The following is a 19402-nucleotide window of genomic DNA, read 5'->3' as shown; positions in this document are numbered from 1 at the left end:
GAACTGAGGAAGCCGAGGCATTCCTTCTCGTCGACTTGCTTCAAAACTGCTTCGAAATCCATTGCGTTTCTCTCAGAGCGGGATTGCTTCAAAATTTCCGATTGGCGTTGGAACGGCATCCATCAGCGAACGCGTGTACGGATGTCGATCTGGCTGCGTGAGGCTGCCCATTGAGAACATATCGACCAAGTCACCGCGGTAAATAACTGCGACGCGATGCGCTATCTGGCGCACCAGATTCAGATCGTGCGTGATGAACATGTAGGCGGTTCCGTAACTGCGCTGGAGCTCAACAAGCAACTCGACAACGGAAGCCTGCACGGATACGTCGAGTGCAGAAGTGATCTCGTCGCAGATGACCAGCTTCGGACGCGACGCAAAGGCACGGGCAATCGCCACGCGCTGCTTTTCACCACCGGAGAGCTGGTGAGGGAACCGGCTGACGTACTCCCTGGGCAACCGGACCTGCCCTAGCATCTCGCCGACGCGCTGCTGCTGCTCACGTTTCGACAGGCTTGTGTACAGCTTTAGCGGGCGCGACAGAATTTCGCCGATACGCTGACGCGGATTCAGCGAGGAATCCGGGTTCTGAAAGATGATCTGGACGTCCCGACGGTACTCTTTGCCCATCGACTTGATGCCGTTGATACGCTTTCCTTCGAGGCGAACGTCACCCTCGAAATCGTTCAGGCCGGTAAGCGCCTTGGCAAGTGTCGACTTTCCTGAGCCGGACTCGCCAACGATGCCTAGAATCTCGCCAGCGTTAATCTCGATGCTGACCTTCCGGTTACCGACCACCCGGTTGTCAGCCTTGCCGAAGAGGCGCGACAGGGCGGAGCTACGTCCGTAGTGAACGCTGACATCCTTGACCTGAAGTAGAGGCACTTCTTCCGGCTTTGCAGAATCCAATGCAACAAGGCGGTGGTCCGCCCGGGGAACCGCGCCGATGAGTCGCTTCGTGTAGTCGTGTTCCGGGCGAGTGAAGACCTGCTTCACATCGCCTTGCTCCACAATCACACCCTTGTGGATGACGGACACACGATCTGCGACCTTTGAAACGAGCGTGAGGTCGTGCGAGATGTACAGCGAGGCCACATCCGTCTCAGCCTGGAGCACCTCGAAGAGTTCAAGAATCTGCCGCGAGGTAAGGACGTCGAGTGCCGTCGTGGGTTCATCGAAGATGATGCATTCGGGCTTGCAGGCAAACGCCGTTGCGATGACCACGCGCTGTTTCTCACCGCCCGACGCCTCATGCGGATACCGGCGCATCATCTTTGACGGGCTTTTCAGCCCAACGCGCTCAAGCATCGCGATGCCCTCTTCCCAGGCCTTCGCCTTCGCCAGACCACGGTGCCGGACGAGCACTTCGGAGAGCTGCTCCCCCAACGAAAGGTTCGGATTAAGCGAGGTACTCGGGTCCTGGAAGACCATGGCCATGCGTCGGCCACGCAGCGAGTTAATATCAGCCTCGGACTTCGTCAGCAGGTTGTCGCCGCCCAGCGAAATCGTGCCGCCGGCGTCGCGTGCGTTCTTCGCGAGGTAGCGCATGATCGCCCACGCGAGCGAGGTTTTCCCCGAACCCGACTCACCTACCAGACCGAGTACTTCACCGCGATTGATGGTGAGATTTATCTGGCGCAGCGCGTGGTGCGCCCCACGAGGAGTCTCGTAATCGAGAGAGTAATCTTTGATTTCAAGGACCGGACTCATACATGTTCCTCAGGTGCGGGGATTCAGCGCATCGCGCAGACCATCGCCAAGCAGGTTGAAGGCGACGGCGACAAGCGCAACGGCGGCGCTGGGCCACACAATCATCCAGATGCTCAGGTGCATGTATGCTCGTGCTTCCGCAGCCATCAAGCCCCATTCCGTTGCGGGCGGTTGGGCGCCCAGGCCCAGGAAGCTGAGCGTTGCAAACAGCATCACGGCGAACGCGACGCGGATGGTCGTCTCAACGACAATGGGAGCGACGATGTTCGGCAGCATCTCGCGAACGATGACGTACCAGCTGCTTTCACCGCGGGCAATCGCCGCGTTGACGAAGTCCTGCTTGCGCACGGACAGCGCAACCGAGCGGGTAATACGTGCCATGCCGGGTGCGAACGCAATACCGACGGCCAAAACAGCATTCAAACTGCTCTTGCCCAGCAAGTTGACGATTAGCAGTGCGAACAGCAGGCTCGGGATAGACATCACAGCATCAATGGTGCGCATGATGTATTCATCGAACCGCCCACCGAGAAATGCCGATGTCGTTCCGACCAGGGCACCTGCGAGGGTTCCGAGCATCGTCGCGATGAGCGCGAGCAAAACCGTTGCACGGGCTCCATACATGATGCGGCTCAAGATATCGCGGCCATACTGGTCGGTTCCGAAGAGGTGATGCAGTCCAGGAGCCTTGTAGCGGGTGAACACTGACATCGCATCGGGGCTGTATGGCGCCAGTAACGGTCCAAAGAGAACCAGGACAAGAACCAGACAGATCAGAATCAGGCCGGCGAGTCCCTGCGGGGACCGCTTCATGCGTGCGAGAAACTCATTCATAGCGAATCCTCTTGTCGAGGGCTGCGTAGGCCATATCGGCTACGAGATTTACGATGCAGTACGTGCCCGCCATGATTAGCGCACCGGCCTGAATTGCCGGCAGGTCGCGAGTCTGGATGGCGACGATGAGCTGGCGCCCGATTCCGGGAATTGCAAAGATTTCTTCAACGACAATGACGCCGCCAAGCAGATAACCGACGTCCAGTGCCACGATGGTGATTGTCGGCAGCAGTGCGTTCCGCAACCCGTGCTTGAAGAGGACCGTGCGGTGAGAGAGACCCTTGAGGCGGGCTGCACGAATGTAGTCGGTGTGCAACACGTCGATCAGCTCGGAGCGGACCATGCGGGACACGTGGGCGACCAGGATCACCGAGATGGTGAGTACGGGCAGAATCAGCCGCGCCAGGGCACGTGCCGGGTCATCAAACACTGACACGTAGCCGGCCGCCGGCAACAGGTGGAGGTAGTCGGCGAGCAGTAATGTGAAGGCAGACGCGGTGACAAACTCGGGCAATGAGACGCCGGCGTACGAGACAATGCTGACCAAGAAATCAGCAGCGCGGCCACGACGCACGGCGGCGACGACGCCCAGTGGCACCGAAATAATAAGCATGAAGACGATAGACAGCAGCGCCAGGGTGAGCGAGCGGCCGAGCGCATCGAACATCATGGTCGCGACAGGTTCCCCAGTACGCATCGAAATGCCGAGGTTGCCGTGCAGGACTTGCATGAGCCATGTGCCGTACTGGACGTACACGGGCTGGTTCAGACCCATTTCCTGGCGGATGGCATTGAGCGCGTCAGGCGTGGCGTTTTCCCCGAGCAGCATCACCGCCGGGTCCGCTGGCAGCACCTGCGTGATCAAGAACACGATCGCAGAAACCAGGAAGAGCGTGTACAGGCTCAGTCCCAGACGTTTGAAAAGATAGCTGGTGGACAAGGCTTTCTCCTCGCAACTCAGGCGTCAACCGCGAGCGGGCGCGCTGTCGTCGAGCCAAACATAGTCAAGACGGAACACGAGGCCACGAGGATGAATCTTGTAGCCCTGAACGTTCGGCCGCTTGGCACGCAAAATGTCGAAGAAGACAGGAATGACGGAAGGCACGTCGTCAGTCATCATCTCCTGTGCTTGCGCATACAACTGCTTGCGCTTTGCAGTGTCAGCGGTTCCGCGTGCTTCGAACACAACCCGGTCAAAAGCCTTGTTGTTCCAGTGCGTTTCGTTCCACGCTGCTGTGGAGGTGTAAAGCAGCGAAAAGACAGAGTCGACCGTTGGCTGCATCGTGTAAAAGCCGACGTAGAAAGCACCTTTCTTCCAGACCTGCTCGAGATAGGTCGCGTGGGGCATCGTCTGGACGGTGATACGAAAGCCAGCGGGCCGCGCCATCTCCGCCATTGCGACCGCCATCTGCGTGCGAATGGCAGCGCTGTCAGAGGCGATGAGCGTGAGGTCCACGCCGTTCGGATAGCCCGCGTCCGCGAGAAGTTGCCTGGCCTTCGGGATGTCGGGCGTCTTGAGTTGCGAGGGTGCGTAGAAATTGAATGCGCTGCTGATCGGACTGTCGTTACCAGGCTGCCCGTATCCTTCTGCGACAAAATCGACCATCACTCTTCGGTCGACCGTCAGGGCGAGTGCCTGACGTACACGCACATCAGTGAACGGCTTCTGGTTGCAGCCCATGTTCACGTTGCAGAACTGACCAGAAGGCATCCGCAGGGCCTGAACGTCTGGCGCATCCTTAAGCCGCGCAAACTCGGTAGGCTGCACCAGTGTCATCAGGTCGATGTCCCCGGACAGAAGCGCTGAACCTTCCGCCGTCGGGTCCGGGTACACGTGCAGCTCGATGCCTTCGAGGTAGGGACGGCTCGGGTCCCAGTACCTGTCGTTCCGGGCCAGCGTAACCACGCGGTCAGGGTGGAACGATGTGAGCCTGAAGGGGCCAGTACCAATTGCAGTGTGAGCAAGCACGGCGGGGTTCGACTTCAGCACGGCCGCAGGGACAATTTTTGCGTTCGGGAACGCAAGCGCGGTCGGGAAATCGACATAAGGGGCCGATAGCGTGAACTCGATTGTGTTGACATCGATCGCACGTACCTTGTCGATCGGACCCACGTTCTGTCGCCCGGGCGAGCCTGTCTTCGCATCGCGGATCGCCAGAAAAGATGCCACCACGTCGACCGACGTACATGCGGACCCGTCATGGAACACCAGGCCTTGACGCAACTTGAACGTCCAGACGGTCAGCTCCGGATTGGAACGCCACGATTCCGCGAGGTCTGGCACCGGCGACATGCCCTCGCCCAGACGCGTCAAGCCAGAATATAGAAGCTCCGATAGAAGGTATTCAGGTCCGACGCGCGCAACCAGAGGATTGAGCTTGGCCATAGCCTGGTCGACGCTGACCCGCAGCGTGCCGCCTCGCTTCAGAGTCGCGCCTAACGCGAATCCGGAACTCAGGCTGAAGGCAGCTGCCGCAGCCGCGGTGCCGACGATGAACTGTCGGCGGTTGATTCCGCTAATACTAGGCATACCTGATACTCACAAGATGCAGGTTCAATATGGGCCGGTGAGCCGACCCTCCCTTTAGCTGATTAGCCAGCGTTTCGTTTGTCACGCGGCGGCCGCTGGAAAGCCCGTCGAAGTCTCGAAAAGAGAACGTGGCAGGCGCGTTAAGCGTCGCGCGCCGTCTTTATCAACCAAGACGGACTCGCTGATGGCCATCCCGCGGGCTGACGTGTACATGTGGAAAACCATACCGGCTTCGAGCCTCCAGTGAGACCTGGGACTGAACGTGCGAGTGAAATCACTCGAGCGGATGGGTTGCTGCGAATAGAACCCAAGCGTGTAGCCCGTGATGTTGTCGTAGGTATCGCGCAGACCGCTACCTAAGACTTCACGACGCAGAACCGCGTCGACGTCAGACGCGAGCGCACCCGGCTTCATCATCTCGAATTGCCTGTCCTGAAACTCGACGAGCGCGTTAGCAACATCACGCTGTTCCGGACTGGCTCGTCCAATGACGATACTGCGCATGAGACGGGCGCTGTAACCGCGAAAACGCGGCACCAGCTCACAATGGAGTACATCGCCCTCCTGCATCGGATCGTCGTGCATATGTCCGTGCAGAAAATCCCAGCCTCGGCCGGCTGTGACGGGTCCTACATGGTCGGGTAAAGCTCCGAGTTCGATGTAGCGACGAGCGGCAAAGGCGCTCACCGTCCTTTCGGTGATTCCGGGCCTCGCAATTTCCAAAATGCCACTTAGCGTCCGGTCGGCAATCGTTGCAGCGGCTTGAATGTGCTGAATTTCGTGTTCCGATTTCACCAGCCGAAGCTCCCACGGCAGTCCGGCAAGGTCGACAAACGTGGCGTCCGGAAGCGCCCGCGTGAGCGCTTCGAACGTCGAGACGGTCATGCCGTGGCTATGCTTGTCGACGCCGACGCGTGCCTTTTCATAGCCCTTTGCGCGGAGCGCCCTTGCGACAACTTCGACGGCGTTGTCACCGTCGATGTACGAGACGCAGTCGGCAAACCACGAGCATTCACGAAACGGAGCCACGTCGAGCGTGCGCAAAACCATCGACGGGTCCCCTATGCGGGGCAGCAGGCAAGCGCGATATGAACTGATAGACCGTTCGTAGCCGGTGAAGTACGCCAGTATTTCGACGTCGTCGACGATTACAACATCGAGGCGACGCTCGGACATCGCGTCACGTAGTCGGCTGAGCCGATGAGAAAACTCTTCGGAGGTGAATCGCGGAATGTCCATACTCAGTGTTTCCCATTTCGTCAGGATTTCGCCCTTGCACCTGGCATGAGCGCGATGAGCGCGCCCGTCCGCTTCAAATACATTAAACTATATAGAAATAGGCAGAAAAGAGTTCTAGGGCGAACCCTAGGTTTCCGGGCGCAGACGTGCGAAGGCCCCGCCTCGAGGTTCGGGGCGGGGCCTTCCAGGGCTGACTGGCAGAGGGTGCGGCATCGTCGACGCTGCCTTCAGCAGGTGCGGTCGCTAGCGGACCTCGTTGACGTACATATGGTTTTCGGTCGAGGCGCGGCGCCTGCCGAAGATGACCGGGACGTTCGACTGGTCATAGGCCACCTCCTCGATCTCGAGCACCGCCGCCGGCGGTTCGAGTTGCAGGTCTTCGCAGTCTTTCGCCGTGGCGAGCACCGCCCTGAGCTGCTCGCGAACGGCTGAAAGCCGGATTCCATAGCGTTCAAGGAGAAAGATGTAAAGGAGTTCCGGCACTTCGGCGGGCGACATTGGAAAGTCAGGGACGCGTGCCGCCGGCATGATGTGGGTGTCGCGAATCACCGGCTTTCCATCGACGGAGCGAATTCGCTCCAGCATGATGACCTCGTCTTCTTCCTCCAGTTCAAGGCGTTCCCTGATGGCTTTCGTCGGTACTGAGCGGCCGAGGCCGACTACTCGCGGCTCCGACCTCTGCAACGCGCCGTCCAGGCGGTGCAGCCGAAAGTACTGATAGAAATTCCGAAGATTGTGGTGCGGGCTGCGCCCGGTGACGACCGTACCTGTCTTCCGACGGCGGCTGATGAGGCCTTCTTTCGTCAACTCCCCAAGCGCCCGTCGCACGGTTCCGACCGCAACGCCCAGTTGCTGCGACAACGCGACCTCGGCTGGCAACACGGTCCCCGGTGCCCAGCGTCCCAACAGGATCGATTCTGAAATTTGGCGCTTGACGACTTCCCACAGCGGTGCGGCGGCGTCCTGGTCCAGTCGCTTCAGTGCGACGGACTCCAGGTTTTCTGCTTTTTCGGCCTTTCCCTCGAATGTCATAACTGCATTCATCCTTGAATCATTTCTACATAGTTTACAGGAAATGCCGCCTTCTTCGCGCCTTTTAACCCGCCGCTGCCTCGCCGTAGCGGTGCAGGACCAGGGTTAATCCCGAGTACGTGCCAGTCCGTCAGAATTCTTTTTTCTCTATTCTTTATAGTAATCTACCGTAACCCCTGTAAGCGCCGACCCTCGAAGAAATCGGCGCCCTGGGTATGCCGAACGCTACGCGACGTTGTCGCGCCCTGGGGAACGCGCCGGGGAACAGAACACTTGCAACCCCATCACATTGTGGATAAGGACTACTAATGAGGAAGATTTTGCTTTTTGCTGGTGCTGGACTGTTTGCATCATCCGCATGGGCCCAGAACAGTGTCACCCTCTACGGCATCGTCGACGCCGGCTTCACCTATACGTCGAATGCCGCGGGAGCGAGGCAATACGCGATGACCAGCGGAAACATGTCCAGCGACCGTTGGGGCCTGAGGGGCTCGGAGGATTTGGGTGGCGGCCTGTCCGCAGTTTTCACTTTGGAAGGCGGCTTTAGCGGCACAACGGGCGCGCTCGGGCAGAACGGCACTTTTTTGGGACGTCAGGCCTACGTCGGCCTTGCGTCGAAAACGTACGGTAGCGCGGTGCTGGGTCGTCAATACGCGACCGTTTATGATTTCGTCGGCTCCTTCGAATCGGGTCTCGCTTGGGCCGCGGCCGGTGCCGGATATGGTGCTCACCCGGCCGATGTCGACAACCTCGACAGCTTTAACCGTGTCAACAACACGATCAAGTATCAGAGCGTTCCGTATCGCGGCTTCCAGTTCGGCGGCATGTACAGTTTGGGAGGGAAACCCGGCTCGGTGGGAACCAACCAGATCTGGGCGGCCGCCGCATCCTATGCCGTAGGACCTTTTAAATTGGCGGCAGGCTACCAGTCAACACACAATCCGAACTTTTCCTTCTTCGGTGATAAGGCGGGCGATAGCGCCACTGGCAGCAACATGAAGAGTCCGGTCATTTCCGGCTACGCAACCGCCGCTTCCCAGAACATTTTTGCCGCCGGTGGCTCCTACGTGCTCGGACCAGCGACGATATCCGTCGTCTACAGCAACACTCGGTTCGGAGGCCTTGGAACGCAAGCCGTCACCGGCATGACAGCGGCGCAAAACGCCTATCGCGGAACGGCCGCATTCAACGTGTACGAAGCGAACGTCAAATACGACCTGACACCCAGCCTGAGCTTCGGCGTTTCGTACGCGTATACCAAGAACGCTGGTAACAACGGCAGCCGGGGGGCAGACTACAACCAGGTTAACCTCGGCGCTGACTACTTCCTGTCCAAGCGTACCGACTTGTACGCCCTTGTCGTCTACCAGAAGGCATCAGGTGTTGATTCGACGGGCAACGGCGCTGTCGCAGCCATCGCAGGTGCCACTGCTTCGAATAGCGACAGGCAGACGGTGGCCCTCGTCGGGATCCGTCACCGTTTCTAAATCACATCGACGATGTTCGCAGTCGGAGGCCAACCTGTAGGCTGCGGACTTGACAGCTTCCAAACTACGCGTCTCGAACGCGCGGCGAAGATCGACGCAGATCAGTTGCGCAACAGCCGCAACCCATTCGCCACGACGATCAGACTCGCGCCCGCATCCGCGAACACGGCCATCCACATCGTACCCATGCCGGCGAGCGTAAGGCCGAGGAACACCGCCTTGATCACGAGCGCGAACGCGATGTTCTGCACGAGCACCGAATGCGTCGAGCGCGACAGGCGCACGAACTCGGGGATCTTGCGCAGGTCGTCGTCCATCAGCGCGACGTCGGCGGTCTCGATCGCGGAATCGGTGCCCATTGCGCCCATCGCGAAGCCGATGCCCGCGCGCGCCAGCGCCGGGGCGTCGTTGATGCCGTCGCCGACCATGCCCACCACCGCGCCGTTCGCCGACAGCGCGTCGACCGCGTTCAGCTTGTCGTCGGGCAGCTGGTTGCCGCGCGCGTCGTCGATGCCGACTTGCGAGGCGATGGCCTGCGCCGTGTGCGGGTTGTCGCCCGTCAGCATCGCGGTACGGATGCCGAGCCGATGCAGATCGGCGACCGCCGCGCGGCTCGTTTCCTTGACGGTATCGGCGACGGCGAAGAGCGCGAGCACGCGCTCGGCGTCGATCAGCATCACCACCGTCTTGCCTTGCCGCTCCAGTGCGTCGAGACGCGCTTCGAGTTCGGCCGAGCAGCGGCCCAATTCCTCGACGAGCCGATGGTTGCCGAGCCAGTATGGCGAGCCGTCGATCGTGCCCCGCACGCCGCGCCCCGGGATCGCCTCGAAATCGGCGACGTCGAGCGCGCCCTTGCCGATCCGTCCCGCGGCAGCCGCTGCGATTGCTTGCGAGACCGGGTGATCCGAGCGACCCGCGAGGCTCGCGCCAAGATGCCGCGCGCGATCGAGGTCGACTTCGGCGCGCAGTTCGTAATCGGTCTGCACCGGCTTGCCTTGCGTGATCGTGCCGGTCTTGTCGAGCGCGAGCCACGCGAGCTTGCGGCCTTCTTCGAGGTACACGCCGCCCTTCACCAGAATTCCGCGCCGCGCGGCGGCCGCGAGACCGCTGACGATCGTGACGGGCGTCGAGATCACGAGTGCGCAGGGGCACGCGATCACGAGCAGCACGAGCGCGCGGTAGATCCACTCGTGCCACGCCGCGCCGAACAAGAGCGGCGGCACGATTGCAACGAGCAGCGCGAACGCGAACACGATCGGCGTGTAGACGCGCGCAAATCGATCGACGAAGCGCTGCGTCGGCGCCTTCGCGCCTTGGGCTTCCTCGACGGCGTGGATGATGCGCGCGAGCGTCGTGTTGTTCGCGGCGGCGCTCACGCGGTAGTCGAACGCGCCGGACTCGTTGATCGTGCCGGCGAACACGGCATCGCCCTCGGCTTTCTCGACCGGCAGGCTTTCGCCGGTGATCGGCGCCTGGTTCACCGTCGAGCGGCCCGCAACGATCTCGCCGTCGAGCCCGATCCGCTCGCCCGGCTTCACGCGCACCACCGCGCCGAGCGCGACCGAACGCGCGTCGACCGAGGCCCAGGTGCCGTCGGGCTGCCGGACGGTCGCAGTATCGGGGGCGAGGCGCATGAGGCCCTGTATCGCGTTGCGCGCCCGGTCGAGCGACTTCGCCTCGATCAGCTCGGCGAGCGTGAACAGCACCATGACCATCGCGGCTTCGGGCCACTGTCCGAGGATCATCGCGCCGGTGACGGCGATGCTCATTAGCGCGTTGATGTTCAGGTTGCCGTTGCGGATCGCGACCCAGCCTTTCTTGTAGGTCGTCAGGCCGCAGACGGCCACCGCTGCGCCCGCGAGCGCCGCCGCAAGCCACGTCGGCATGCCGAACCACACCGCGGCTTCGGATGCGACCGCCGCGGCGCCCGCCAGCAGCAGCGGCCACACGCGCTTCGGCGGAGGCGCGATGTCCTGGTGCGTGCCGGCCTCGGGGTCGGGCAACTCGGGCACGAAGCCCAGCGAGCGAATCGCGTCGAGCACCGCCGGTTGCGCCTCGGGAGCGTGAACCACCGTCAGCACGCGCTGCATCAAGTTGAACTCCATGCGCGAAACCGCCGGCATGTTGCCGAGCTTCTTGCGGATCAGCGCTTCTTCGGTCGGGCAGTCCATCTGCATGATGCGGATCGGCGTGCGCACGCCGTCGGCGGTCACTTCGGCGGTGCGCAGCGGGGCCAGCGAAAGCGCGGGGGCACTGCAGCAGGCGCTGTCGTGGGCGTGCTGACGGCCGTGGTCATGCGCGTGGCCGTGGTCATGTTTGTGCTCGTGCTCGTGCTCGTGCTCGCAAGCGTGCTCATGCGCATCACCGCGCGCTGGCTTGTGCTCGTGCGCGTCATCGTGCTTATGGTCGCAGCCGCAATCATGCGGCTGCCGGGCGACGCTGCGATCTTCGAGCGGATTCTTGATTTGAGTCATGTCGAGCTTCCTGGTGTACGTTGGGGTACAGTTAACACCTTGAAGCCGCTACAAGGTCAAGGCGCAAAAGAGGAACCTCAGATGAAAATCGGCGAATTGGCGAAAGCCGCGAGCTGCACGACGGAAACCATCCGCTTCTACGAAAAGGAGGGCCTGATGCCCGACGCGCAGCGCACCGATTCGAACTACCGCAGCTATTCGGCCGAGCACATCGAGCGCCTGCGCTTCATCCGCAACTGCCGCGCGCTCGACATGACGCACGACGAAATCCGCGCGCTGCTGCGCCTGACCGACCAGCCGACCGACCGCTGCAGCTCCGTCAACGCGCTGCTCGACGAGCACATCGGCCACGTGAACGCCCGCCTCGCCGAGCTGGAGCAATTGAAAGCGCAATTGACCGGGCTGCGCGAGCAATGCGTGGGCGAGCACACCGTCGAGGACTGCGGCATCGTCCACGGCCTGACGACGATGGAGACCGTCGCGCCGTCGGCGAAGCGCACGCACGTCGGCTGATCCCCCTGGGAAGTTGCAATCGAGCAAGTGCAGATGACCGGCGGCTGGCACCCGAATTTGTGTGCGCCGATTTGCGCGTGGGATCTCTCAACAACGTGCCGGCGCTCAAACGCCGGATGATCGATTCGGAAAGCAAGTTTCGCGGCGCGGATAGGCAAAGCGCCGCGGCGGCGCATTGAAGCTCCACGCGGCGGCTCCCGGCGAGCGCACTCGGGGTTTGGTTTCCGCTCCCGCCAGCGGCGCGTTCAATGCGGGCCTATAACACCTTGCCGGGATTCAGAATGCCGAGCGGATCGAGCGCCGCCTTCATGCGGCGCATCAGTTCGATCTCCGCAGCGCTGCGCGAATAGCCGAGATACGGACGCTTGAGCCGGCCGATCCCGTGCTCCGCCGAAATCGAGCCGCCCATCTCGCGCACGACGCCGTACACGACACGATCGACAGCGTCCTCGCCATGCGCAGGCAGGTCCGCAAGCGACACGCCGATATGGACGTTGCTGTCGCCGATGTGCCCGAAGAACAGGCTGACCCCATGCGGCCAGCGGGCGCCGAGTGCCGCGCGGCACCGCTCGGCGAACACGCCGAGCGCGCCGATCGGCAGGCTCACGTCGAAGTTGATGAGGTGCGGGAGCGTGTCGATCGCGAGACCTTCGCGCAGCGTCCACATATCGAGCGCCTGGCGCGTCGAGGCGGCGAGCGCGGCGTCGTCGATGAGGCCGTCTTCGAAACATGCGCTCAAGCATTGTTCGAGCGCAGCATGCGCGTTCGTGGCAGACGCCGCCGCGTCGCTCGGCGCGCATTCGATCAGCACGACGAACCCCTCGTCCGCGGCGAGCGGCGCCGTGACGCCCGGCGTGTTCGCCGCGACGAAGCGGTAAAACTCGGGCCACATTGCCTCAAAGCTGATGACCGTCGGCAGCGTCGCACGCACGCGATGCCATAGCTTGACGAGCGCGCCGTAATCGGCGACCCGGCACAGCGCGGTCGCAGGCGGCGCGAGTTTGGGATACATCTTGAGGACGGCGCGCGTGACAACGCCGAGCGTCCCTTCGCTGCCGATGAACAGCTGCTTCAAATCGAAGCCCGCGTTGTTCTTCAGCATCTTGTTGAGCGACGCCACGACGGTGCCGTCGGCGAGCACCGCTTCGAGCCCGAGCACCTGCTCGCGCATCACGCCGTAGCAGATCGCGCGATTGCCCCCGGCGTTCGTCGCGATGTTCCCGCCGATCTGGCACGAGCCGCGCGCGCCGAGGTCGATGCCGAGCGCGAAGCCCGCTTCATCGACGGCTTCCTGCACTGTTTGCAGCGGCGTCCCCGCGCGGACCGTGACCGTGCCCGCCGCGGTGTCGATTTCCTCGATGCCCGCGAAGCGCTCCATCGCGAGCACGACTTCGCCGCCAAGCGCGACCGCGCCCCGCGCGAGTCCGGTTGCCCCGCCCTGCGGCACGACCGGTTGCTTCAAGCGCGAGCAGAGCGCGAGCGTGCGTGAAACATCGTCGACCGTGCGCGGCCTGATCAGCGCGCGCGGCCGCACGCCCGGCGCTTCGTTGTAGGCGGTGAAGTAGCGCGGGTCGATGGCGTCGCCGATCGCCACGAGGTCCTCACCCAGCTCGCTCAGCAGCGCTGCCGCGGCATCGCGCTCGCTCAACGCCACCGGCGCCCCGCCCTCGCTCGCCATCATCGGCCCGCTCCTTCGTTGCCCGTCGTTACTTCGCCGAGACGTCGATATTGCCGAAGTACTTCAGCGCGAGCGTCTTCACGGTCCCGTCGGCCTTCACCTTCGCGATCGCCGCGTTCAACTGATTGCGCAGGCCGTCGTCGCCCTTGCGGATGCCGAATGCAATGCCGCTGCCGAGGATCTTGTCGTCGCGCACCGCCTGGCCGACGAACGCGTAGCCCTTGCCGTCAGGCTTCGACAGGAAGCCCGTCTGCCCTGCCGGCGCAAGCACGAGCGTCCCATCCAGCCGGCCCGCGACGAGATCCGCGTACACCTGGTTCTGATCCTGATACGACACCACCGTCACGCCGGCCGGCTCCCAGTGCGCCTTCGCGTAGGCTTCTTGAATCGAGGCCTGAAGCACGCCGACGCGCTTGCCCTTGAGCGATTCCGGCGTCGCCACGAGGCCGCTGTCGCTCTTCGCGATCAGTTGCGTCGGCACGCGGTAGATGACGGTCGTGAAGTCGATTGCCTGACGGCGCTTGTCGGTCGCGTTCATCGCCGAATTGATCGCATCGAACTTGCGGCCTTGCAGCGCCGGGATCAGGCCGTCGAACGACGTCTCGACCCACGAGCACTTGAGATGCGCCGCCGCGCAAACGGCATTGCCGACGTCGATATCGAAGCCTTGCAGGCTGCCGTCGGCGGCCTTCGATTCGAACGGCGGATATTGCGCTTCGAGACCGAAGCGCATCGAGGTCGCCTCGGCGAATGCGGATGCCGATACCAATGCGCACGCGAATGCGAACAGAACTTTGAGTCGTTTCATCGTGGATCTCCTTGCCTTGGGTGTCGTGACGCGTCTACACGCGTCTTTAGGTGGCTTTCGGTGCCGCTAAGCCGTTGGTTTTATCGGTCTCAATGATGCGCGCGTCAAAAAGCTGCGACATCCGATGGGGTCGCGATGCGCTTGTGCGTCAGCACCGGCAGGCGAGCGCGCACCTCGCGCAGCGCTGACGCCGTGAGCTCCGCCATCGCGATGCCCGGCTCGTCGTCGTGGCGCGCGAGCACGTCGCCCCACGGACCCACGATCATGCTGTGGCCGAACGTGCGCCAACCATTCACGTGCGTGCCGCACTGGCCCGCTGCGAGCACGTAAGCCTGATTCTCGACTGCGCGGGCGCGCAGCAGCAGCTCCCAGTGCGCGAGACCCGTGGTGTGCGTGAACGCGGCGGGCACCGCGATCACGTCGGCAGCGGGCGCCGCGCGATAAAGCTCGGGAAAGCGCAGGTCGTAGCAGACCGACAGCCGCAGGTTGCCGAACGGCCCCTGCGCGGTGCCGATGGCGGCGCCGCCCATCATCGTGTCGGCCTCGGCGTGCTGCTCGGCGCCCTGGTTGAAGCTGAACAGATGAATCTTGTCGTAGCGCGCGCTGCACCGGCCGCTCGGCTCGAACAGCAGCGACGTGTTGTACGCATGCGTGCGTTCTTGCGCGCTGCCGCGCTCGGGACGGATCGGCACCGTGCCGCCGATCAGCCACACGCCGGCATCGCGCGCCAGGTGTGCGAGCGCCTGCTGAACCGGGCCATCGCCGAACGGCTCGGCGAGCGCGACACGCTCGTGCTCGTCGTTGCCGATCCAGCAAAAGTATTCAGGAAGACTGACGAGCGTCGCGCCTTCCCGCGCCGCCTTCTCGACCCAGCGGCGCGCTTCGCCGAGGTTGTGCGCGACGTCGGCGCTGCTGCTCATCTGCACGACGGCCGCCGTCAATGTCTCTGCCATTTCACTCATCGTCCGCCCCTCAGATCGAGCAAAGGCGGCGCGCGCCTTCGATCAGCGTCGCGTCGTCCTTCGAAAAACTCAGGCGTATCAAGCCCTCGTCGGTGCCGTCCGTATAGAACGCGGACAGCGGAATCGTCGCGACGCGGGCGTCGCGGATCAGGCGCAGCACGAAGTCGCTGTCGCTTTCGTCCGAGAAATGGCGAAAGCGCGCGAGCATGAAGAAGCTGCCTTCGCTCGACAGCAGCTCGAAGCGCGATTCGGCAAGTGCGTGTGCGAGCAGGTCGCGTTTCTTCTGATAGAAATCGGCGAGGCCGAGATAGCTTTGCGGCTCGGCGAGCGCGTCGGCGAACGCGTACTGCATCGGCGTATCGGCCGAGAACACCATGAACTGGTGGACCTTGCGGATCTCGTCCATCAGCGCGGCGGGCGCGAGGCAGAAGCCCACGCGCCAGCCCGTCACGTGGTACGACTTGCCGAACGACGACACGATCACGCTGCGCTCGGCGAGCTCGCGATGCCGCGCCATGCTGTGATGCTTGGCGCCGTCGAACACGACGTGCTCGTACACCTCGTCGGACAGGATCACGATATCGGTGTTGCGCGTCACCGCTTTCAGGCGCGCGACGTCGTCGTCGCTGAAGATCGTCGCGGTCGGGTTGTGCGGCGTGTTGACGATGATCATCCGAGTCTTCGGGGTGATCGCGGCGGCGACTTGGTCCCAGTTCACGCGGAAGTGCGGCTGCGACAGCTTGATCGCGACCGGCTTCGCGCCCTGCAGACGCACGATCGGCGCGTAGCTGTCGAACGACGGCTCGAAGTAGATCACTTCGTCGCCGGGATGTACGAGTGCGCTGATCGCCGAGTACAGGCCTTCGCTCGCGCTTGCGATCACGGTCACTTCGGTAGCCGGGTCGTAGTGCACGCCGTAGAGGCGTTCGACCTTCTCGGCGAGCGCCTCGCGCAATGCGCCGATGCCGGCCATCGGCGCGTACTGGTTATGTCCTTTTCGCATCGCGGCGGCCACGCCGTCGACGAGCTTCGCGTCCGGCGCGAAATTCGGCGCGCCTTGCGACAGGTTCAGGGCGTCGTGTTCGGCCGCCAGTTGGCCGATCACGGTGAAAATCGTCGTGCCCACGTCGGGCAGTTTCGAGCGTGGTGTCCAGGCGCTCTGCATATTCGCTCCTCCAGCGGGCGGCTCGGAGCCGCGCGGCGTGCTTGCTTATCAGGCCGCAAAATGCGCGCAGCCTCGTTCGAGTATGCAAATTAAGCACGACCGAAAACGCCGCCACAATCGAAACTTTGTCATGCGGGGCATGCGTTTACGTCATGGCTGGAGGGAGAAGCCGCCAGGAGCGGGACGCATGGCGGCGGGGCGGCACGGCTCGCCGCGTTATTCGTCCATCAGCCGGACTTTCACCTTCTTGCCCTTCACCTTGCCGGCCGAAAGCTTGCGCAACGCGTCGCGGACGACGCCGCGCTCCACGGCGACGTAAGTCGAAAATTCGGTCACGTTGATCTTGCCGACCTGCGAGCCGCTGAAACCGGCTTCGCCAGTCAGCGCGCCGAGCACGTCGCCGGGACGGATCTTCTCTTTGCGGCCGCCGAGGATCTGCAGCGTCGCCATCGGCGGCACGAGCGGTGCGTTGTCTTCGGCCTTCAATTCGGCCAACGGCTGCCACTCCACTTCGCGGCCCAGCGCCTGCTCGATCGCGCCCACGCGGCCCATCTCGTCCATGCTGGCGAGGCTGAGCGCCCAGCCGTCCTGATCCGCGCGGCCAGTGCGGCCGATCCGGTGCACGTGCACCTCGGGGTCCGGCGTCACGTCGACGTTGATCACCGCTTCGAGCTGCGCGATATCGAGGCCGCGCGCGGCGACGTCGGTGGCGACGAGCACCGAGCAACTGCGGTTCGCGAACTGGATCAGCACCTGGTCGCGCTCGCGCTGCTCCAGTTCGCCGTGCAGCGCGAGCGCGTGAAAGCCTTGCGCGCGCAGCACGTCGAGCAGATCGCGGCACTGCTGCTTCGTGTTGCAGAACGCGAGCGTGCTGACGGGACGGTAGTGGTTCAGCAGCAGGCCCACGGCGTGCAGCCGTTCGTTTTCGTCGACCTCGTAGAAGCGCTGGCGGATCTTGCTGTCGTCGTGCTGCTCTTCGAGCTTGATCTCCTGGGGCTTGCGCAGGAATTGCTGGCTCAGCTTCGCGATACCGTCCGGATAGGTCGCCGAGAACAGCAGCGTCTGCCGCTCCTCGGGACATTGGCGCGCGACGGTCGCGATGTCGTCGAAGAAACCCATGTCGAGCATGCGGTCGGCTTCGTCGAGCACGAGCGTATTGAGCGAACCGAGCGCGAGGCTGCCGCGTTCGAGGTGATCCATGATGCGGCCCGGCGTGCCGACGACGATATGCGCGCCATGCTCGAGGCTCACCGTTTGCGGACGCATCGGCGTGCCGCCGCAGAGCGTCAGCACCTTCACGTTTTCCTCGGCGCGCGCGAGCCGGCGGATTTCCTGCGCGACCTGGTCGGCGAGCTCGCGGGTCGGACAGAGCACCACCGCCTGCACGTCGAATTTGCGCGCGTCGAGCCGCGACAGCAGCGCAAGCGCGAACGCCGCGGTCTTGCCGCTGCCGGTCTTCGCCTGCGCGATCAGATCGCGGCCGGCGAGCGCGACCGGCAGGCTCGCTGCCTGGATCGGCGTCATGTTCACGTAGCCGAGCTGTTCGAGATTCGCGAGCGTGGCCGCGGGCAGCGGCAATTGGCTGAAAGGGGCGGCTTGTGGTGAGGGCTTGGCGGTCATGGGGAATCCAGTTATTGAAACGGACGGCCTTCGATCTGCTCGTAGACGACCGTTCCGTCTTCGGCATCGAAACGCTCGACGTAGTTGCGCGCGCCGCACATTGGGCAGCGGAACAGGAGCCCTTGCCCCTCATTCTTGATGACAACGTCCGACTGCTCCCATTGAGCCTGGCAGGATTGGTTTCTGCAGGTAAACATGCTTGATGTTCCGACGAAGTGGATACGTGAGGCGCAAGAGTACCGCGAGCAGGTCGTTCGCACTTGACTACTTACGGGAACATCCAGCTCTGATTTAGGAATTTGCTGATTTATTTCCAAGCCCCTGTGGGCGCTGATGGAGGGCTATCGACTGAAACGGAGGCTGACAACGTGGCTGGCAACGACGAACAACTTCCCTACTACACGCGGGGCTTGCTGTTACCGTGGAAGTGGAAACGCAACGAGAGCTGCACGCCTTTGAACATCGAAGAGTTTGCGCTCGCCAGCGACAAACTCGCGCCGCCCTTGCGCGACCAACCGCCGCCGACCCCGGTGCCGGAGAAGCCGCGAGTCAAGCCATTTGATTTGCAAGACATTCCGGACGCAGTGGAATGAATCGGGTGGCCCATGTCGGCAAAGGTCATGCGCAAGTGGTTCGCCTGGGAACTCATTGGAATAAAACGGGTTTCATCATTGTCCCGGCCGCTGTCCTTTTAGGCGAGATCTCGGCCGCTGACTGGCTAAAATATGCTGTGGCTAAAGATGGAATTATTTCTGACAGCACCGTTTACCACCCGGTAAGAAACAAGAATTATAGGAACTGGCAATTAAAGCATAAGCAGGGCGGCGATTTGGTGCTGTACTCCGACAGGAGAGTCATTAAATTTCCAGAGCCCTACTTGGTGGAGTTCAGCTTATGAAATTCAAGTGGCTGAAGTGGCCGGCCATTGCCATATCCGCGCTTTCCCTAGGTTACGGTTGTGATGTAGCTCACAGAATGAGCGCACATGATTGCAAAAGAGAAGTCGGATCTGATATTTATATCGGCGAGATCTGCTATTTATCAAATGAAGACGGGATGTTGTTTCGGCTATACGACCGCAGAAGCGGCGAATTACTAGCGGAAAGAACCTATAAAAATCCCTATCCGCGCCTTTTCTGGAATGCCAGCAACGTGGTTTACGATAGTTCGGCATCGGAAGGAAAAGGATATGTGGATTTCCCCCCAACGTGGTTAGACAAGCTGCGCGCCAAACTTCCGTAAAGCGCTATCGTCTCCCGCGAAGCCCGTCTTGACCGCGCCGCGCGCGCATTGATATGTCGCGCGCCGCGTGTCGCTTTGGATCACTTGGCCAGCAACAACCCGGCGCGC

At 62.5% G+C, this 19402-nt stretch carries 18 protein-coding genes; 5 read left to right on the top strand and 13 right to left on the bottom strand.

The window, feature by feature from the left end; translation table 11 throughout:
- Positions 1-72 precede the first annotated feature (72 nt).
- From J3489_RS17390 to J3489_RS17365, 6 genes are all read right to left on the bottom strand, one after another.
- On the bottom strand, positions 73-1710 hold the full coding sequence (locus tag J3489_RS17390; protein WP_207000000.1) for a dipeptide ABC transporter ATP-binding protein: 1638 nt from the start codon (positions 1708-1710) through the stop codon (positions 73-75).
- Positions 1711-1719: 9 nt separating this feature from the next.
- A complete protein-coding gene (locus J3489_RS17385) occupies positions 1720-2544 on the bottom strand; it encodes an ABC transporter permease (protein WP_206999998.1) in 825 nt (274 codons plus the stop codon).
- Positions 2537-3484 (bottom strand): ABC transporter permease, encoded by a 948-nt coding sequence (locus J3489_RS17380; RefSeq protein ID WP_206999997.1) that lies wholly within the window; start codon positions 3482-3484, stop codon positions 2537-2539. Before J3489_RS17380 ends, J3489_RS17385 begins: the two co-directional genes overlap by 8 nt.
- 24 nt (positions 3485-3508) lie before the next feature.
- The gene (locus tag J3489_RS17375; protein ID WP_206999995.1) at positions 3509-4930 is read right to left on the bottom strand and encodes an ABC transporter substrate-binding protein; all 1422 of its coding nucleotides are present in this window, start codon (positions 4928-4930) and stop codon (positions 3509-3511) included.
- A 225-nt stretch (positions 4931-5155) separates the two neighbouring features.
- Positions 5156-6313, bottom strand: a complete 1158-nt coding sequence (locus tag J3489_RS17370; protein ID WP_206999993.1) for a M24 family metallopeptidase — start codon at positions 6311-6313, stop codon at positions 5156-5158.
- Positions 6314-6556: 243 nt separating this feature from the next.
- Positions 6557-7357 carry a GntR family transcriptional regulator gene (locus tag J3489_RS17365; protein WP_206999992.1) on the bottom strand — a complete coding sequence of 267 codons (801 nt, stop codon included), beginning with the start codon at positions 7355-7357 and terminating at the stop codon, positions 6557-6559.
- A 296-nt stretch (positions 7358-7653) separates the two neighbouring features.
- On the opposite strand from J3489_RS17365, the gene J3489_RS17360 reads away from it, so the two are divergent.
- Positions 7654-8832, top strand: a complete 1179-nt coding sequence (locus J3489_RS17360) for a porin (protein ID WP_206999991.1) — start codon at positions 7654-7656, stop codon at positions 8830-8832.
- 101 nt (positions 8833-8933) lie between these two features.
- Here J3489_RS17360 and J3489_RS17355 read toward each other — a convergent pair whose 3' ends face one another.
- Complete coding sequence (locus tag J3489_RS17355; RefSeq protein WP_206999990.1) at positions 8934-11306, bottom strand: heavy metal translocating P-type ATPase; 2373 nt, start codon at positions 11304-11306, stop codon at positions 8934-8936.
- Between the two features lie 81 nt (positions 11307-11387).
- Between J3489_RS17355 and cadR the strand changes: the two genes are divergently transcribed.
- Positions 11388-11819 carry a Cd(II)/Pb(II)-responsive transcriptional regulator gene (cadR, locus tag J3489_RS17350; protein WP_206999989.1) on the top strand — a complete coding sequence of 144 codons (432 nt, stop codon included), beginning with the start codon at positions 11388-11390 and terminating at the stop codon, positions 11817-11819.
- 256 nt (positions 11820-12075) lie between these two features.
- On the opposite strand, the gene J3489_RS17345 is transcribed toward cadR, so the two are convergent.
- The 6 genes from J3489_RS17345 to J3489_RS17320 form a co-directional block, all read right to left on the bottom strand.
- Positions 12076-13500 carry an FAD-binding oxidoreductase gene (locus tag J3489_RS17345; protein WP_242540082.1) on the bottom strand — a complete coding sequence of 475 codons (1425 nt, stop codon included), beginning with the start codon at positions 13498-13500 and terminating at the stop codon, positions 12076-12078.
- Between the two features lie 25 nt (positions 13501-13525).
- Complete coding sequence (locus J3489_RS17340; protein WP_206999988.1) at positions 13526-14305, bottom strand: ABC transporter substrate-binding protein; 780 nt, start codon at positions 14303-14305, stop codon at positions 13526-13528.
- 104 nt (positions 14306-14409) lie between these two features.
- Positions 14410-15267 (bottom strand): carbon-nitrogen hydrolase family protein, encoded by an 858-nt coding sequence (locus J3489_RS17335; RefSeq protein ID WP_206999986.1) that lies wholly within the window; start codon positions 15265-15267, stop codon positions 14410-14412.
- A 10-nt stretch (positions 15268-15277) separates the two neighbouring features.
- Complete coding sequence (locus J3489_RS17330) at positions 15278-16432, bottom strand: pyridoxal phosphate-dependent aminotransferase (RefSeq protein WP_206999984.1); 1155 nt, start codon at positions 16430-16432, stop codon at positions 15278-15280.
- A 216-nt stretch (positions 16433-16648) separates the two neighbouring features.
- Positions 16649-18052: an ATP-dependent RNA helicase DbpA gene (gene dbpA, locus J3489_RS17325; protein ID WP_206999982.1), complete on the bottom strand. Its 1404-nt coding sequence runs from the start codon at positions 18050-18052 to the stop codon at positions 16649-16651.
- Positions 18053-18063: 11 nt separating this feature from the next.
- Positions 18064-18249, bottom strand: a complete 186-nt coding sequence (locus J3489_RS17320) for a hypothetical protein (protein WP_206999981.1) — start codon at positions 18247-18249, stop codon at positions 18064-18066.
- A 171-nt stretch (positions 18250-18420) separates the two neighbouring features.
- Here J3489_RS17320 and J3489_RS17315 point away from each other — a divergent pair, with 171 nt between their 5' ends.
- The 3 genes from J3489_RS17315 to J3489_RS17305 are packed head-to-tail and all read left to right on the top strand — an operon-like array spanning position 18421 to position 19294.
- Positions 18421-18645, top strand: a complete 225-nt coding sequence (locus J3489_RS17315; protein ID WP_206999980.1) for a hypothetical protein — start codon at positions 18421-18423, stop codon at positions 18643-18645.
- On the top strand, positions 18642-18950 hold the full coding sequence (locus J3489_RS17310) for a DUF6402 family protein (RefSeq protein WP_206999979.1): 309 nt from the start codon (positions 18642-18644) through the stop codon (positions 18948-18950). The genes J3489_RS17315 and J3489_RS17310 overlap by 4 nt, the downstream gene beginning before the upstream one ends.
- A complete protein-coding gene (locus tag J3489_RS17305) occupies positions 18947-19294 on the top strand; it encodes a hypothetical protein (RefSeq protein WP_206999978.1) in 348 nt (115 codons plus the stop codon). The genes J3489_RS17310 and J3489_RS17305 overlap by 4 nt, the downstream gene beginning before the upstream one ends.
- Positions 19295-19402: the final 108 nt, after the last annotated feature.

The organism is Trinickia mobilis (assembly GCF_017315705.1).
In the GTDB taxonomy this organism is placed as follows: Bacteria; Pseudomonadota; Gammaproteobacteria; order Burkholderiales; family Burkholderiaceae; genus Trinickia_A; species Trinickia_A mobilis.
Note: the sequence above shows the minus strand (reverse complement) of the source record. Positions and strands in the feature narration are given on the sequence as shown.

What these genes read in the sequence shown, in the direction of transcription:
- J3489_RS17370 (WP_206999993.1), bottom strand. Translation starts at nt 6,313, where the DNA reads ATGGACATTCCGCGATTCACCTCCGAAGAGTTTTCTCATCGGCTCAGC.
- J3489_RS17335 (WP_206999986.1), bottom strand. Translation starts at nt 15,267, where the DNA reads ATGAGTGAAATGGCAGAGACATTGACGGCGGCCGTCGTGCAGATGAGC.
- J3489_RS17305 (WP_206999978.1), top strand. Translation starts at nt 18,947, where the DNA reads ATGAAATTCAAGTGGCTGAAGTGGCCGGCCATTGCCATATCCGCGCTT.
- J3489_RS17360 (WP_206999991.1), top strand. Translation starts at nt 7,654, where the DNA reads ATGAGGAAGATTTTGCTTTTTGCTGGTGCTGGACTGTTTGCATCATCC.
- J3489_RS17355 (WP_206999990.1), bottom strand. Translation starts at nt 11,306, where the DNA reads ATGACTCAAATCAAGAATCCGCTCGAAGATCGCAGCGTCGCCCGGCAG.
- J3489_RS17365 (WP_206999992.1), bottom strand. Translation starts at nt 7,357, where the DNA reads ATGAATGCAGTTATGACATTCGAGGGAAAGGCCGAAAAAGCAGAAAAC.
- J3489_RS17375 (WP_206999995.1), bottom strand. Translation starts at nt 4,930, where the DNA reads ATGGCCAAGCTCAATCCTCTGGTTGCGCGCGTCGGACCTGAATACCTT.
- J3489_RS17340 (WP_206999988.1), bottom strand. Translation starts at nt 14,305, where the DNA reads ATGAAACGACTCAAAGTTCTGTTCGCATTCGCGTGCGCATTGGTATCG.
- dbpA (WP_206999982.1), bottom strand. Translation starts at nt 18,052, where the DNA reads ATGACCGCCAAGCCCTCACCACAAGCCGCCCCTTTCAGCCAATTGCCG.
- J3489_RS17330 (WP_206999984.1), bottom strand. Translation starts at nt 16,432, where the DNA reads ATGCAGAGCGCCTGGACACCACGCTCGAAACTGCCCGACGTGGGCACG.
- J3489_RS17310 (WP_206999979.1), top strand. Translation starts at nt 18,642, where the DNA reads ATGAATCGGGTGGCCCATGTCGGCAAAGGTCATGCGCAAGTGGTTCGC.
- J3489_RS17385 (WP_206999998.1), bottom strand. Translation starts at nt 2,544, where the DNA reads ATGAATGAGTTTCTCGCACGCATGAAGCGGTCCCCGCAGGGACTCGCC.
- J3489_RS17390 (WP_207000000.1), bottom strand. Translation starts at nt 1,710, where the DNA reads ATGAGTCCGGTCCTTGAAATCAAAGATTACTCTCTCGATTACGAGACT.
- J3489_RS17320 (WP_206999981.1), bottom strand. Translation starts at nt 18,249, where the DNA reads ATGTTTACCTGCAGAAACCAATCCTGCCAGGCTCAATGGGAGCAGTCG.
- cadR (WP_206999989.1), top strand. Translation starts at nt 11,388, where the DNA reads ATGAAAATCGGCGAATTGGCGAAAGCCGCGAGCTGCACGACGGAAACC.
- J3489_RS17345 (WP_242540082.1), bottom strand. Translation starts at nt 13,500, where the DNA reads ATGATGGCGAGCGAGGGCGGGGCGCCGGTGGCGTTGAGCGAGCGCGAT.